Raw genomic sequence first — 14273 nt, forward strand, 5'->3', positions numbered from 1 at the left:
GGCTCCTGGGAGGAGTCCGCCCACTGTCGGTGGGTCCGGAAAACGGCAGAGCCGGCCACGGAAACAGTGAAGCCGGTTCATCCGAGGATGAACCGGCTCACTGGAGGACCGGCTTGCCGGTCTGCGCGTCAGCGCGAGACCTTACCGGCCTTGATGCACGAGGTGCAGACGTTGAGCCGCTTCGGCGTCCGCCCAATCACAGCGCGCACCGTCTGGATGTTGGGGTTCCAACGACGGGGGGTACGGCGGTGAGAGTGGGAGATGCTGTTGCCGAAGCCCGGCCCCTTGCCGCAGACGTCGCAGTTGGCAGCCACAGGAGTCACTCCAAGACTTCAGATCAGATACTTTCGAAAACCCCGCTCGACCACCAGAACACTCGCGTGGACCAGACTGGACGAGGGGGTGAGCCTGGACGGTTCCAGGCAACCGGAAGAGCATACAACGCTTGCTTCCGTCCCACGAAACTACCATGACCGGCCGAGTGATCGCTCCGGTCGTCGGCCCGGACGGCCCCGCCCGACCCCCGATAACCTGCCGGTATCACCCCTCGCCGCCGCCCCTCGGGCCACCGCGGCGTCCCATCCGGAGGAGACCTGGTGCTGCACACGCTCGACGCCCCGGCCGTGCGCACCTGGTGCCAGCTCGCCCTGCGGGCGCTCGGCCAGGCCCGCGAGGAGATCGACGCGCTCAACGTCTACCCCGTCCCGGACGGCGACACCGGCACCAACCTCTATCTGACCGTCGAGTCCGCCGCCGCCGAGGTGGAGAGCCGCTTCGCCGACCCCGCCGTCGGGACGGCCCCCGGGCTGGCGGACACGGTCCGGGCGATGGCCCGCGGCGCGCTGGTCGGCGCCCGCGGGAACTCCGGGGTGATCCTCGCCCAGTGGCTGCGCGGGACCGCCGAGACGCTCGCCGAGGGCGGCGGCGCCGACCAGCTGCGCGCCGCCCTGCAACGGGCCGCCGACTCCGCGTACCAGGCCGTCGCGGAGCCCGTCGAGGGGACGCTGCTGACCGTCGCCCGGGTCGCCGCCCGGGAGGCGGTCCGGGCCGGGGACGGGCTGGCGCAGGTCGCCGACACCGCCCACCGGGCCGCCCGGGACGCACTGCGGCACACCCCCGAGCAACTCGCCGTGCTGGCCGAGAACGGGGTCGTGGACGCCGGCGGGCGCGGCCTGGTGGCCGTCCTCGGCGCGCTCGCCGACGCCGTCGCCGGGCAGCAGCCGATGGGGCCGGTCGCGCTGCGCGGGGACGTCCGGGCCGTCGAGAGCTGCGAGACGCACCTGCGGCCGCCCGGCCCCGGCCACCCCGCCTTCGAGGTCATCTACCTGCTGGACGCCCCCGACGAGGCGCTGCCCGCGCTGCGCGAGCGGCTCGGCGAGCTCGGCGACTCGCTGGTGGTCGGCGGCGGCGACGGCCTGTGGAACGTGCACGTCCACGTGGACGACGCGGGCGCCGCCGTGGAGGCCGGCGTCGGGGCCGGGCGCCCGCACCAGATCCGGATCACCCACTTCGCCGAGGCCGCCGCCCGCTCCGGCACCGTCGCCGAGCCCGGCGAGCGCGAGGAGCGGGCCCGGGCGGTGCTCTCGGTGGTCTCCGGCGAGGGCCTGGCCGAGCTCTGCGAACAGGCCGGCGCCGTCGTCCTGCACGCCGACCCGGACCGCCCGCCGGCCAGCGCCGAACTCGCCGCCGCGGTGCGCCGCTCGGCCGCCCGCGAGGTCGTCCTGCTGCTGAACGACCCGGAGCTGCGGGCCGCCGCCGGCGCCGCCGCCGACCAGCTGCGCGAGGAGGGGGTGCGGATCGCCGTCCTGCCCACCCGCTCGCCGGTGCAGGGACTGGCGGCGCTCGCGGTGCACGAGGGCGGCCGCCGCTTCGACGAGGACGTGGTCGCCATGACCTCCGCCGCCGGGGCCACCCGGTACGCGGAACTGGCCGTCGCCGAGGGGGAGTCCTGGACGATGGCCGGGGTCTGCCAGGCCGGGGACGTGCTCGGGCTGATCGACGGCGACGTCGCGGTGATCGGCGCCGGGCTGGCCGAGGTCGGCGAGAGCGTGCTGGACCGGATGCTCGGGGCGGGCGGCGAACTCGTCACCCTGATCCTCGGCGAGGGCACCGAGGAGGCGCTCGCCGAGCGGCTGGTCGCCCACGTGCGGCACCGCCGGCCCGAGGTGGACGCGGTGGTCTTCCACGGCGGGCAGGAACCGGCGCCGCTGCTCATCGGGGTGGAGTAGCCGCCGTTCTGTCCGCCCCTTGGTGTAAACAGGGGCCTGATGGGCGCTCTCGATGAACCACTGACCAAGCTCGTCGGCGACCGCACCGCGAAGGTGCTCGCCGACAGTCTCAAGCTGCGCACGGTCGGGGACCTGCTGCACCACTACCCGCGCCGCTACGTCGAACGCGGCCAGCTCACCAGCCTGGACGAGCTGGAGGTCGACGAGCACGTCACGGTGCTGGCCCGGATCGAGAAGGTCACCCTGATCCCGTTCCGCGGCCGCAAGGGCGACCGGCTGGAGGTCGTGGTCACCGACGGCCGCAGCCGGCTCTCGCTGGTCTTCTTCAACCAGGGCTGGCGGCAGAAGGAGCTCAAGGCCGGTGCCCAGGGCCTGTTCGCCGGAAAGGTCGGGGTCTTCAACCGGACCCGCCAGCTGGTCTCGCCGGACTACCAGCTGCTCGACGAGGACACGGGGTCGGACGCCGCGCGGCAGTTCGCCGGCCGGCTCATCCCGGTGTACGGCGCCAGCGCGCAGATGCCCAGCTGGAAGCTGTCGATCTGCATCGAGACCGCGCTCACCAAGCACCTCGGCGACGTCGGCGAGCCGCTGCCCGCCGAACTGCGCGAGCGGCACGACCTGATCCCGCTGCCCGAGGCGCTGGAACTGATCCACCGCCCGCGCGGCCACGCCGACCGCGAGCGCGCCCAGAGCCGGCTGCGCTGGGACGAGGCCTTCGTGCTCCAGGTCGCCCTCGCGCAGCGCCGGGCCGCCGACTCCGCCCTGCCCGCCAAGCCGCGCCGGGCGCGCGAGGGCGGCCTGCTGGACGCCTTCGACGCCCGGCTGCCGTTCACCCTCACCGAGGGCCAGCGGTCCGTCTGCGCCGAGATCGCCGCCGACCTCGCCACCGACCACCCGATGCACCGGCTGCTCCAGGGCGAGGTCGGGTCCGGGAAGACCCTGGTCGCGCTGCGCGCCATGCTCGCCGTGGTGGACGCGGGCGGCCAGGCGGTGCTGCTGGCGCCCACCGAGGTGCTCGCCCAGCAGCACCACCGCTCGATCGTCGAGATGATGGGGGACCTCGCCGAGGGCGGCATGCTCGGCGGCTCCGACCTCGGCACCCGGGTGGTGCTGCTGACCGGCTCGATGGGCGTCCCCGCCCGCCGGCAGGCGCTGCTCGACATGGCCTGCGGGGACGCCGGGATCGCCATCGGCACCCACGCGCTGATCGAGGACAAGGTGCTGTTCCAGGACCTCGGCCTGGTCGTGGTGGACGAGCAGCACCGCTTCGGCGTCGAGCAGCGGGACGCGCTGCGTGCCAAGGGCGATCAGCCGCCGCACCTGCTGGTGATGACGGCCACCCCGATCCCGCGCACCGTCGCGATGACGGTCTTCGGGGACCTGGAGACCTCCGTCCTGGACCAGCTGCCGGCCGGCCGCTCGCCGATCTCCACCCATGTCGTCCCGGCGCTGGAGAAGCCCAACTTCCTCACCCGGGCCTGGGAGCGGGTCCGCGAGGAGGTCGCCAAGGGCCACCAGGCGTACGTGGTCTGCCCCCGGATCGGGGACGAGGAGCCGGCGGCGGGCCCGGGGAAGAAGCGCCGCAAGGCCGCCGTGGAGGACTTCGAGGAGGTCGGCGACGAGGGCGGCGACGAGGGCGCGGCGAGCGACGAACGGCGGCCCCCGCTCTCGGTGGTGGAGACGGCCGAGAAGCTGGCGAAGGGCCCGTTGAGCGGCCTGCGGGTGGAGATCCTGCACGGCCGGCTCGCGCCCGAGGCCAAGGACGAGGTGATGCGCCGGTTCACGGCCGGCGAGGTGGACGTGCTGGTCGCCACCACGGTGATCGAGGTCGGCGTCAACGTCCCCAACTCCACCGCGATGGTCATCATGGACGCCGACCGCTTCGGCGTCTCCCAGCTCCACCAGCTGCGCGGCCGGGTCGGCCGCGGCAGCGCGGCGGGCCTGTGCCTGCTGGTCAGCGACATGCCCGGGGGCAGCGCCGCGCGGGCCCGGCTGGACGCGGTGGCGGGCACCCTGGACGGCTTCGAGCTGTCCAGGATCGACCTCGAACAGCGCCGCGAGGGCGACGTGCTGGGCCAGGCCCAGTCCGGGGTGAAGTCCTCGCTCAAGGTGCTCTCGGTGCTGGAGGACGAGGAGGTCATCCTCACCGCCCGCACCGAGGCCACCCGGCTGGTCGCCGAGGACCCGGACCTGGCCGCCCACCCGGAGCTGCGCACCGCGCTGGAGAGCCTGCTCGACGAGGACCGCGCGGCCTACATGGAGAAGGGCTGAGCGGCCCTTCGAGGGTCGGATTGTCAGACCCCCGGGAGAGAATGGAGTTGTTCAGGACGCACCTCCAAGGTGCGTACCTGGCACGACACTTGGGGGTCATGCCATGGCATTCCGTCATCTCAACGAGCTCCCGCTGGGCGACAAGGTCTTCCGGATCGAACTCGCCAGCGACGACGACCGCGAGGTCACCCTCACCCTGACCGGCTGGCGCGAGGGGGCGGCCGCCGCACCGCTCGCCTCGGGCAAGCTCCGCCTGCCGGTCGAGGACGTCGCCTCGCTGCGGATCGCACTCAACCGCGCGCTGCGGGCGCTGGCGATCGTCGCCGACGTCTCCGAGCCCATCCCCGACCGCGACGTGCTGCGCGAGCTGTACCCCGGCCACGGCGCCCCCTGGGTGCCGCAGCACGAGGAGGAACTGGTCCGGCGCTTCCACGACGGCGAGACCATCGCCCGGATCGCCGCCCGGTTCGGCCGCACGCCCGACTCCGTCCGGACCAAGCTGCGCGAGCTCGGGCACGACCCGCGCCGCCCCGAGTTCTGCCCGCCCGACGGCTGCCTGTCCTGGTCCCGCTACGCCTCGCCGGCCCTGCTCGGCGCGGCCCTGCCGCCCCAGGCGGCGGGCTCCGAGGCGAGCTGACCCGTACTCCCCGCAGGCCCCGCCGGTAAGCCCGGCGGGGCCTGCGCCGTATAGCGTGGTCGGGCAGCGACGAAAGGACCTCCCACCACCATGACCCGCGTGATCGCCGGGGCGGCCGGCGGCCGCCGACTGGCCGTACCGCCCGGCCGGGGCACCCGCCCGACCTCCGACAAGGCCCGCGAGGCGATGTTCTCCACCCTGGAGGCGCTGCGCGGCACCCTGCAGGGGATCCGGATGCTGGACCTGTTCGGCGGATCGGGCGCGGTCGGACTGGAGGCGCTGTCGCGCGGCGCCGAGCACGTCCTGCTGGTCGAGGCGGACGGCCAGGCGGCCCGGGTGATCCGGGAGAACGTCCGGACGATCGGCCTGCCCGGGGCCGAGGTGCGGGCCGCCAGGGCGGAGAAGGTGATCGCCGGACCGCCCCCGCAGAGCCCGTACGACCTGGTCTTCCTCGACCCGCCGTACGTGGTGACGGACGAGGAGGTCCGCGAGATGCTGATCACACTCCTGGCCGGGGGCTGGCTCGCGGACGACGCACTCGTCACCGTGGAGCGCAGCACCCGCGGCGGTGGGTTCGACTGGCCCGGGGGTTTCGAGGAGCTGCGCTCCCGCCGCTACGGCGAGGGCACGCTCTGGTACGGTCGCGCCGCCGCCGCGGCCGGTGAGCAGAAGTAGCGGGCCGCGGCCCGCAGCAGCCGTCACCCCACGAGGGAGCACACACGCCATGCGCCGAGCCGTCTGTCCTGGGTCGTTCGACCCGATCACCAACGGCCACCTCGACATCATCGGGCGGGCCTCGAAGCTGTACGACGTGGTGCATGTCGCGGTCCTGATCAACCGGAACAAGCAGGGCATGTTCACCGTCGAGGAGCGGATCGGGCTGATCGAGGAGGTCACCGCCGGCTTCGGGAACCTGGTGGTCGAGTCGCACCACGGCCTGCTGGTGGACTTCTGCCGGGAGCGCAACATCCCCGCGATCATCAAGGGCCTGCGCGCGGTCAGCGACTTCGACTACGAGCTCCAGATGGCCCAGATGAACCACGGCCTGACCGGGGTGGAGACGCTGTTCGTGCCGACCTCGCCGACGTACAGCTTCCTCTCCTCGACGCTGGTCAAGGAGGTCGCCTCGTACGGCGGCGACGTCTCGCACCTGCTGCCGGAGACGGTGCACCGCCAACTGGTGGAGCGGATCGCGGAGCGCAAGGCCGAGCAGTAGGCGCCGCCTGTCCGCTTCTGCCGGTTCGTCATGGATTGTCCCGTGGGCGGCAGACCGGTTCGGCGCAGGCGTTGTGACCCCGCCCGGCAGGGGCCGTACAGTCTGTACTCCTGCCCCGCGGTGAGGTTCACCGCGTCGGGCCTGCCTCCGCCGGACCGTCGGCGGCACACGGAAAGACGAAGCCCCGTGGACGTGCAGAACAAGGTCGACGAGATCGTGGCGGCGGTCGAGAACGCCCGCTCGATGCCGATGTCGGCCTCCTGCGTGGTGAACCGGGCCGAGCTGATCGGCCTGCTCAACAACCTCAGGTCGGCCCTGCCCGCCGAACTCGCCCAGGCCCAGTCGGTGATGGCCGACCACGAGCAGGTGGTGGCGGGTGCCCAGGCCGAGGCCGAGCGGATCATCCAGGGCGCGCACGCCGAGCGCGGCTCGCTGATCTCGGACACCGAGGTGGTCCGCCAGGCCCAGGCCCAGGCCGAGCGGATCCTCGCCGAGGCGCGCGCCGAGGTCGACGCCAAGCGGGCCGAGGCCGACGACTACGTGGACAGCAAGCTCGCCAACTTCGAGGTCGTGCTGACCAAGACGCTCGGCGCGGTCGGCCGCGGCCGCACCAAGCTGCGCGGCGACTCCAGCGTCTTCGAGACCGAGTCCGAGGGCGAGGGCGACGGCGAGGAGTTCCGCCCGCAGCGGATCAGCCCGAGCCCCGAGGTGGACGAGTACGTCGATGTGAAGCTCGCCACCCTGGAGAACGTGCTCGGCGCCACCCTGGAGGCGGTCGGCAAGGGCCGGGACAAGCTGCTCGGCAAGCGGCCCATCGACGAGCTGGGCGCCTACCTGGCCGCCGCCGACCAGGCCCAGGAGGCCAAGGAGCGGGCCGAGGCGGTGGCGGCGGGCTTCGCCCACGACCCCGACGGCGGGGACATCGCCTGGTACCGCGAGGACGTCCCGCAGCAGCAGACCTGGCCGGAGCAGACCCCGGCCGCGGCCGGCTGGCAGGCCCCCGGCACCGACCAGTACGCGGCCGCCCAGCAGCCCGGCGGGCAGTACGCCGAGGTGTACGGCGGCGGCTACGACCCGGCCGGCCAGGGCGACCCGTACAACGCCCAGTGGGGCGGGCAGCAGGACGGCTACCAGCAGCAGGGCTACCCGGACCAGCAGCAGGGTGGCTACGGATATCCCCAGCAGCAGCAGGGCTACGCCGCGCAGTCGTACGACGGCTACGCCTACCCCCAGCCGCCGGCCACCCCGCCGGCCGTGCCGCACCAGCAGCAGGGCCAGGGCCAGGGCCAGGGCCAGCAGCAGGGCCAGGGCCAGGCGCAGGGGCAGGGTCTGGACGAGACCAGCTTCTTCGACACCAGCATGATCGACATGACCAGGCTGCGGGAGCTCGGAGGCCGCTGAACCGGCCCCGGCACGGCCGCGGCGGAGTCTCCCGACGGGACCGAAGTTGGGCCTGACGGGAGACTCCGGTAGTCTGACCACTCCGGCCTCCCCATGTCCGGCCGTTGGCTTGCCCTCGCAAAGCCGACCTGTATGGGGACTCCCTCGTTGATTCCTATGGAAGTCAGGACACCTTGAACCGCCTCGACCACCGCGACCCCCTCGTGTTCGACACGCACGAGCTCGGTCGGCGTCCGGGCTCGATGCGCAAGGTGAGCCGGACCCTGGAGGCCCCGGAGGGCTTCGGGATCATCGACGTGATCGGCGTGCCGGAGAAGAGCCCGATCGAGCTGGAGATCCGCCTGGAGTCCGTGGTCGAGGGCGTGCTGGTCACCGGCACCGCCGAGACCCGGGTCGAGGGCGAGTGCGTCCGGTGCCTGGAGCCCGTCGAGTTCGACATCGACGTGGACTTCCAGGAGCTGTACTACTACCCGGAGTCCGACGAGCGCCACCGCGCCCGGACCGCCGGGGCCGAGGACCTCGACGAGGACTCGGAAGAAGAGACTTACCGTCTGGAGGGCGACTTCTTCGACCTCCGGCCGGTGCTGCGTGACGCGGTGGTGCTCGCACTGCCGCTGCAGCCGGTGTGCCAGGAAGACTGCCTGGGCCTGTGCTCCGAGTGCGGAGCGCGCCTGAGCGACGACCCGGCGCACCACCACGATGCCGTCGACCCCCGGTGGGCGGCTCTGCAGGGACTCTCCGCCGCCCCCGGCGACGAGGGTGACGGATCTAAGAACAGCGACACCCGTGAGGGTCTCGCCGAGAACCAGGAGAAGTAGCCGTGGCTGTTCCGAAGCGGAAGATGTCGCGCAGCAACACGCGCCACCGTCGGTCCAACTGGAAGGCCGTTGTCCCGGCCCTCGTGGCGTGCGACCGCTGCCACGAGCCGAAGCTGGGCCACATCGCGTGCCCGAGCTGCGGCACGTACAACCGTCGCCAGGTCCTCTCGGTCTGATCGGCGGGGTGTACGGATCGATGTCGGACGGTAACTCCACCCGCAAGGCGTCCACCGCCCCGAAGGGTTCCTCTTCGGGCGGCGGCAAGGCCGGCGGGCCGGCTTCGACCGAATACGACGTCCTGGAAGGGCGCCTCGGGTACACGCTCGAGCGCGCCCTTCTGGTACGTGCCCTGACCCACCGCTCGTACGCGTACGAGAACGGCGGGCTGCCCACCAACGAGCGCCTGGAGTTCCTCGGCGACTCGGTGCTGGGCCTCGTGGTGACCGACACCCTCTACCGCGTCCACCCGGACGTCCCGGAGGGCACGCTCGCCAAACTGCGCGCCGCGGTGGTCAACTCCCGCGCGCTCGCGGACGTCGGCCGCGGCCTGGAGCTCGGCACGTTCATCCGCCTCGGCAAGGGCGAGGAGGGCACCGGCGGCCGCGACAAGTCGTCGATCCTCGCCGACACCGTCGAGGCCGTGATCGGCGCCGTCTACCTGGACCAGGGCCTGGACGCGGCCACCGAGTTCGTCCACCGACTGTTCGACCCGCTGATCGAGGAGTCCTCCCAGCTGGGCGCCGGCCTGGACTGGAAGACCAGTCTCCAGGAGCTCACCGCCTCGGTGGGCATCGGAGTGCCCGAGTACGTGGTCATGGAATCCGGTCCGGACCACGAGAAGACCTTCACCGCGGCGGCCCGGGTGGCCGGCGAGGACTTCGGCAGCGGCGTCGGCCGCTCGAAGAAGGAAGCCGAGCAGAAGGCCGCCGAGAGCGCCTGGCGCGCGATCAAGGACAAGTACGCCGACCGGCTGCCCGCCGGGGCGTGACCTCCGAGTAGCCTTCACTCCTGCCGAACCGTACCGAGCAGGAGGCGTCTTCCCGTGCCCGAACTTCCCGAGGTCGAGGTCGTCCGCCGTGGTCTGGCCAACTGGGTCGCCGGGCGGACCGTCGCCGACGTCGAGGTGCTGCACCCGCGCGCGGTGCGCCGCCAGCCGGCCGGCGCGGCCGACTTCACCGCCCGGCTGACCGGCACCACCCTCGGCACCGCGCAGCGGCGCGGCAAGTACCTGTGGGTGCCGCTGGCCGGCACCGGGGCGGGATTCTCGCTGATCGGCCACCTCGGGATGAGCGGCCAACTCCTCGTCCAGGACCCGTCCGTACCCGACGAGACGCACCTGCGGGTGCGGCTGCGCTTCGCCGACGGCGGGCGCGAACTGCGCTTCGTCGACCAGCGGACCTTCGGCGGCCTGGCGGTCGAGGAGGCCGAGGACGGGGACCCCGAGGGCACCCCGGTCTCGATCGCGCACATCGCCCGCGACCCGCTCGACCCGCGCTTCGACGACGCCGCCTTCGCGGCCGCGCTGCGCGCCAAGCGGACCACCGTCAAGCGCGCCCTGCTCGACCAGACCCTGATCAGCGGCGTCGGCAACATCTACGCCGACGAGGCGCTGTGGCGCTCCAGGCTGCACTACGACCGCCCGACCGCGACGCTCACCCGCCCGCAGGCCCTGCTGCTGCTGGCCGACGCCCGGGACGTGATGACCGCGGCGCTCGCCGTCGGCGGCACCAGCTTCGACAGCCTCTACGTCAACGTGAACGGCGAGAGCGGCTACTTCTCCCGGGACCTCGACGCCTACGGCCGCGAGCAGGAGCCCTGCCGCCGCTGCGGCACCCCGATCCGGCGGGCGGCCTGGATGAACCGCTCCAGCTACTTCTGCCCCCGCTGCCAGTGCGTGCCGCGCACCCGCAGCGGGGGCTGAGGCCCCGCGCTACTTGCGGGTGAGCTCGGGCTCCTCGGAGGCCGGCTCCCCGGGCGTGCCGTGGGTGTCCTGGCCGAAGTAGGCCACCCCGACCGCGGCGACCACCGCGAGCAGGAAGCCGATCACGCCGAGCCAGCCCAGGCCGGCCTTGGAGGAGTCGCCGAGCCAGAGCACGCCGACCGCGCCGGGCAGCACCGTCTCGCCGACCACCAGCGCGGCGGTCGCGCCGTTGACCGAGCCGATCTGGAGCGCCACGGTGTGGATGTACATCCCGCCGATGCCGCCGACCAGGACCGCGTACAGCGCCGGGTCGGAGAGCAGCGAACCGATGTCGAACGGCTCGATGCCGTTGAGGATGCGCACCCCGACGCCCAGGGCGCCGAAGCCGAGGCCGGAGAGCAGGCCGGCGACGATCGCGCCGTTGGCGCCCATCCGCCGCACCAGCAGGCTGCCGCCGACCAGCAGCACGGTGGTGATGATCAGCAGCCACCAGTGGAAGGACATCGCCACGTGGTGGCCGCCCTCCGGTCCGGCCGAGACGGCCAGCAGCACCAGCGCGGAGCAGAGAACGGCGATCGAGGCCCACTCCAGCTGCTTGAGCCGGATGCCCAGCAGCTTGATGCTGAGCACCGCGGTGATCACCAGGTTGGCGCTGATGATGGTCTGGGAGAGGAACAGCGGCAGCAGCCGGGCGGCCAGCGCGCCGAGCCCGAAACCGATCAGGTCGAGCACCGTGCCGAGGATGAACTCCCAGGTGACGGCGGCCTTCGCGGTCGAGGACAGGCTCGGGCCGCCGTGCTCGGTGGTCGAGGTGGTGGCGCCCTTGGCGGCCTCCTCCCGGGCGGAGCGGCGGGATCCGACGGCCTGGAGGACCGAGCCGGTGCCGTAGCAGGCGGATGCCGCCACGGCGGTGACGAGGCCGATGATCACCGAGTGCTCCGATCGGGAGTCGAGTCAAGGATTGGCTGAGTAAAGAAAGGGCAATGGGGCCGGTGGTTCGGGACCACTATGCCCGTTCGCACGGTACGGTCGGCACGCCCCCCGGAGTACCCCGGAACCGGGCCGGGCCTGCCGGAACGTACGTCCGGGGGCCGCAGCCGGTTCCCGCGCGGGCCCTGTCTCGGGGACGGCCGGGGGAAACATCATCCCCGAGGAGGGGAGCGGCCCCGGCGGACGGCGGGGAGCCTTGTCAGTACCAGTATGCGAAGGGTATGGCGTGCTCCGGGGCCGGTCACGGTAGCGTCGGGGGCATGAGAACCCTTGCACGACGTTCCCGGGGCGCCGGGCCGCTTGCCCTGGTGGCGGCGCTGCTCGGGCTGCTGCTCCTGCTGGCGCCCGCGGCCTCGGCGGCCGGCGGACTGAGCGACGCCGCGGCCTCCCTGAAGAAGGGCCGGGTCTACGTCGACCCGGCCATGACGAGCCGCTTCGGCCAGGACCGGGCCGACGCCCTGACCAAGAAGATCGACAAGGCCGACAAGCCGATCTTCATCGCGGTGATCCCCGACTCTCCGGCCTACGCGAAGAGCAACCTCCAGGACCTCCGCACCCTGGTGGGCATCGACGGCGTCTACGCGGTCTGGCACGGCGACAAGTTCGACGCCGGCGGCGACCGCGGCGCGATGGGCGCGGGCCAGCCGCAGCGCATCGCCGGGGCGGCCTTCCGGTCGAACGGCGGCGACATCGACGCCACCCTGAACTCCTTCGTCGACCAGGCCGCCCCGCAGACCAAGGGCACCGGGGTCAACCACAGCACCTCGATCGCCTGGGTGGTCATCCCGCTCGTGCTGGTCGCGCTCGCCGGCACCGGCGTCTTCCTGCTGTTCCGCCGCGCCAAGAAGCGCAAGGAGGAGCAGGCCCGGGCCGAGCTGGAGCAGCTGCGCCGGGTCGTGGACGAGGACATCACCGCCTTCGGCGTCGAACTGGAGCGGCTCGACTTCAGCCCGGCCGCGGCCGACGCCGACGACGTCCAGCGCACCGACTACAGCCACGCCCTGGACTCGTACGAGAAGTCCAAGCGGCTGATGGACGAGGCGAAGAAGCCCGAGGACGTCAAGCAGGTCACCGAGGCGATCGAGGACGGCCGCTTCTCGCTGGCCACCCTGGCCGCCCGGCGGGACAAGCGGCCGCTGCCCGAGCGCCGTCCCCCGTGCTTCATGGACCCGCGGCACGGCCCGTCCGTCAAGGACGTGGACTGGGCCCCGGCCGGCGGCTCCCCCCGCTCCGTGCCGGTCTGCCAGGCCGACGCGGACCGCGTGGCGGCCGGCCTCGACCCGGCGATCCGCACCGTCGACACCGACCAGGGCCCGCAGCCGTACTGGAACGCCGGCCCGGCGTACGCCCCGTACGCGGGCGGCTACTACAGCGGCTTCGGCGGCGGCCTGCTGCCCGGCCTGCTGGTCGGCACCATGCTCGGCTCGATGATGAGCTCCCCGGCCTACGCGGCGGCGCCGATGACGGGCGGCGGCTACCAGGACCAGTACGAGGGCGGCGACTACACCGGCGCCGACTTCAACCCGGCCGACTTCGGCGGCGGCGATTTCGGCGGCGGTGGCGACTTCGGCGGTGGCGGCGACTTCGGCGGCGGGGACTGGTAACCCGCAGCACCGACCGTCCACGTCAGCGGCCCCGCCGGAGCACCGGCGGGGCCGCTGACGTCCTCGTCCCGGCCGGCGTGCGCGGGGCGGGTCGGCCGGGCGGTGGCCGGGCGCGCGGGCCGCCGGGGCGTGTCCTAAGGTCAGGGGCATGCACGGTCGCGACGCCCACAGTGAGGAACCGGTCCGGGTGACCGCCTGGGTCCGGGGGAAGGTCCAGCAGGTCGGGTTCCGCTGGTGGACCAGGGCACGGGCGCTGGAGATCGGCCTGACCGGCTACGCCGGCAACCTCGGCGACGGCCGGGTGCAGGTGGTGGCCGAGGGACTCGCGGCCGACTGCGAGCAACTGCTGGCCCGGCTGCGCGGCCCGGGGACCCCGGGGAACGTCAGCGGGGTCACCGAGATCTGGACGGCCGTCGGCCCCGGTTACGAGGGTTTCGAGATCCGCTGAGCCGCCCCGGGCCGGAGCTCCGGCGAACCGGGGTGCGGCGTTCCGGGAAAAGATCCGGAACCGGCGGTGTCACGAGGTTGCCATCCGGGCAGACTCGTGGTTGACTCCGCATCGAACGATGATCCACGAGCACATGGTGGACCCGTCCCGAGACCCCCCAGGCGTGACGACACCGCCGGGCAGGTGACAGGGGCGCGGTAGCGTGCGGTGATCGTGTTGACCCTTTCCGTCTTTGGTGAGACGCTGGAAGCCCGCGCACACGACCGCGTTCTCCCGGCAGGCGCATGCCCCCGTGAGCCCAGCTCACGGTGGTTGTGCCGTAGTGCCCAGCCAGCACTTCCGGTGACGCGCCGCGCGTGCGTCCCCCTTCCCCCTAGACCTGGACCGTTCCGGTTCGGTCACTCAGCGTGGAGGACCATTCATCATGGCAAAGGCGCTTCTCGGGTACGTCGGCGGCCCCGACCCGCGAATGCTCTCCGAGATGCGACGGCTTCAGCAGCGCGTCCAGGACCTTGAAGCCGAGCTCCTTCGGATGCAGGCTGAGAACGACGCTCTGACCGCTGTCGCTGACGAGCACTCGCTGCTCAACAGCATCGATCTGGATCAGCGGGAGCCGGCTCTCACCTGAGTCCCGCCCGGTCCTCGCAGATCGACGCCGCTGTGCACTGAGCCGCCCCGAAAGGGACGCAGCTTGCAAGGGACGCCCGGATGTGGCGTCCCTTCGTCGTGTCCGGCGCCG

15 protein-coding genes are annotated in these 14273 nt (G+C 72.8%); 13 read left to right on the forward strand and 2 right to left on the reverse strand.

What is annotated here, in order from left to right; genetic code table 11:
• Positions 1–128 precede the first annotated feature (128 nt).
• Positions 129–314 carry a 50S ribosomal protein L28 gene (gene rpmB / locus ACZ6EM_RS30105; RefSeq protein WP_014138233.1) on the reverse strand — a complete coding sequence of 62 codons (186 nt, stop codon included), beginning with the start codon at positions 312–314 and terminating at the stop codon, positions 129–131.
• A 282-nt stretch (positions 315–596) separates the two neighbouring features.
• Between rpmB and ACZ6EM_RS30110 the strand changes: the two genes are divergently transcribed.
• The 10 genes from ACZ6EM_RS30110 (at position 597) to mutM (ending at position 10492) form a co-directional block, all read left to right on the forward strand.
• Positions 597–2228 (forward strand): DAK2 domain-containing protein, encoded by a 1632-nt coding sequence (locus ACZ6EM_RS30110; RefSeq protein WP_359900553.1) that lies wholly within the window; start codon positions 597–599, stop codon positions 2226–2228.
• 39 nt (positions 2229–2267) lie between these two features.
• Positions 2268–4499 carry an ATP-dependent DNA helicase RecG gene (recG, locus tag ACZ6EM_RS30115; protein ID WP_401050927.1) on the forward strand — a complete coding sequence of 744 codons (2232 nt, stop codon included), beginning with the start codon at positions 2268–2270 and terminating at the stop codon, positions 4497–4499.
• A gap of 103 nt (positions 4500–4602) precedes the next feature.
• A complete protein-coding gene (locus ACZ6EM_RS30120) occupies positions 4603–5136 on the forward strand; it encodes a hypothetical protein (RefSeq protein ID WP_359900557.1) in 534 nt (177 codons plus the stop codon).
• A 90-nt stretch (positions 5137–5226) separates the two neighbouring features.
• Positions 5227–5811, forward strand: coding sequence for a 16S rRNA (guanine(966)-N(2))-methyltransferase RsmD (rsmD, locus tag ACZ6EM_RS30125; protein WP_387693655.1), 585 nt, complete (start codon positions 5227–5229; stop codon positions 5809–5811).
• Positions 5812–5860: 49 nt separating this feature from the next.
• Positions 5861–6352, forward strand: a complete 492-nt coding sequence (gene coaD / locus ACZ6EM_RS30130; protein ID WP_359900561.1) for a pantetheine-phosphate adenylyltransferase — start codon at positions 5861–5863, stop codon at positions 6350–6352.
• 186 nt (positions 6353–6538) lie between these two features.
• Complete coding sequence (locus ACZ6EM_RS30135) at positions 6539–7753, forward strand: ATP synthase F0 subunit B (RefSeq protein WP_452179759.1); 1215 nt, start codon at positions 6539–6541, stop codon at positions 7751–7753.
• A 173-nt stretch (positions 7754–7926) separates the two neighbouring features.
• A complete protein-coding gene (locus tag ACZ6EM_RS30140) occupies positions 7927–8571 on the forward strand; it encodes a YceD family protein (RefSeq protein WP_401053820.1) in 645 nt (214 codons plus the stop codon).
• Positions 8572–8573: 2 nt separating this feature from the next.
• Positions 8574–8747: a 50S ribosomal protein L32 gene (gene rpmF, locus ACZ6EM_RS30145; protein WP_030056747.1), complete on the forward strand. Its 174-nt coding sequence runs from the start codon at positions 8574–8576 to the stop codon at positions 8745–8747.
• A 20-nt stretch (positions 8748–8767) separates the two neighbouring features.
• Positions 8768–9559 carry a ribonuclease III gene (gene rnc / locus ACZ6EM_RS30150; RefSeq protein ID WP_359900567.1) on the forward strand — a complete coding sequence of 264 codons (792 nt, stop codon included), beginning with the start codon at positions 8768–8770 and terminating at the stop codon, positions 9557–9559.
• Positions 9560–9613: 54 nt separating this feature from the next.
• Positions 9614–10492: a bifunctional DNA-formamidopyrimidine glycosylase/DNA-(apurinic or apyrimidinic site) lyase gene (mutM, locus tag ACZ6EM_RS30155; protein WP_465773701.1), complete on the forward strand. Its 879-nt coding sequence runs from the start codon at positions 9614–9616 to the stop codon at positions 10490–10492.
• A gap of 9 nt (positions 10493–10501) precedes the next feature.
• Here mutM and ACZ6EM_RS30160 read toward each other — a convergent pair whose 3' ends face one another.
• Positions 10502–11422, reverse strand: coding sequence for a DMT family protein (locus ACZ6EM_RS30160; RefSeq protein WP_401053824.1), 921 nt, complete (start codon positions 11420–11422; stop codon positions 10502–10504).
• A 320-nt stretch (positions 11423–11742) separates the two neighbouring features.
• Between ACZ6EM_RS30160 and ACZ6EM_RS30165 the strand changes: the two genes are divergently transcribed.
• The 3 genes from ACZ6EM_RS30165 (at position 11743) to ACZ6EM_RS30175 (ending at position 14162) form a co-directional block, all read left to right on the forward strand.
• Positions 11743–13086 carry a hypothetical protein gene (locus ACZ6EM_RS30165; RefSeq protein ID WP_465773702.1) on the forward strand — a complete coding sequence of 448 codons (1344 nt, stop codon included), beginning with the start codon at positions 11743–11745 and terminating at the stop codon, positions 13084–13086.
• 148 nt (positions 13087–13234) lie between these two features.
• Positions 13235–13534, forward strand: a complete 300-nt coding sequence (locus ACZ6EM_RS30170; protein ID WP_359900575.1) for an acylphosphatase — start codon at positions 13235–13237, stop codon at positions 13532–13534.
• 424 nt (positions 13535–13958) lie between these two features.
• The gene (locus ACZ6EM_RS30175) at positions 13959–14162 is read left to right on the forward strand and encodes a hypothetical protein (RefSeq protein ID WP_045702518.1); all 204 of its coding nucleotides are present in this window, start codon (positions 13959–13961) and stop codon (positions 14160–14162) included.
• Positions 14163–14273: the final 111 nt, after the last annotated feature.

The organism is Kitasatospora sp. NPDC041917 (assembly GCF_055589745.1).

Coding starts and splice junctions, on each gene's coding strand:
- rsmD (WP_387693655.1), top strand. CDS start 5,227: ATGACCCGCGTGATCGCCGGGGCGGCCGGCGGCCGCCGACTGGCCGTA.
- ACZ6EM_RS30175 (WP_045702518.1), top strand. CDS start 13,959: ATGGCAAAGGCGCTTCTCGGGTACGTCGGCGGCCCCGACCCGCGAATG.
- rnc (WP_359900567.1), top strand. CDS start 8,768: ATGTCGGACGGTAACTCCACCCGCAAGGCGTCCACCGCCCCGAAGGGT.
- coaD (WP_359900561.1), top strand. CDS start 5,861: ATGCGCCGAGCCGTCTGTCCTGGGTCGTTCGACCCGATCACCAACGGC.
- ACZ6EM_RS30165 (WP_465773702.1), top strand. CDS start 11,743: ATGAGAACCCTTGCACGACGTTCCCGGGGCGCCGGGCCGCTTGCCCTG.
- ACZ6EM_RS30120 (WP_359900557.1), top strand. CDS start 4,603: ATGGCATTCCGTCATCTCAACGAGCTCCCGCTGGGCGACAAGGTCTTC.
- recG (WP_401050927.1), top strand. CDS start 2,268: ATGGGCGCTCTCGATGAACCACTGACCAAGCTCGTCGGCGACCGCACC.
- ACZ6EM_RS30170 (WP_359900575.1), top strand. CDS start 13,235: ATGCACGGTCGCGACGCCCACAGTGAGGAACCGGTCCGGGTGACCGCC.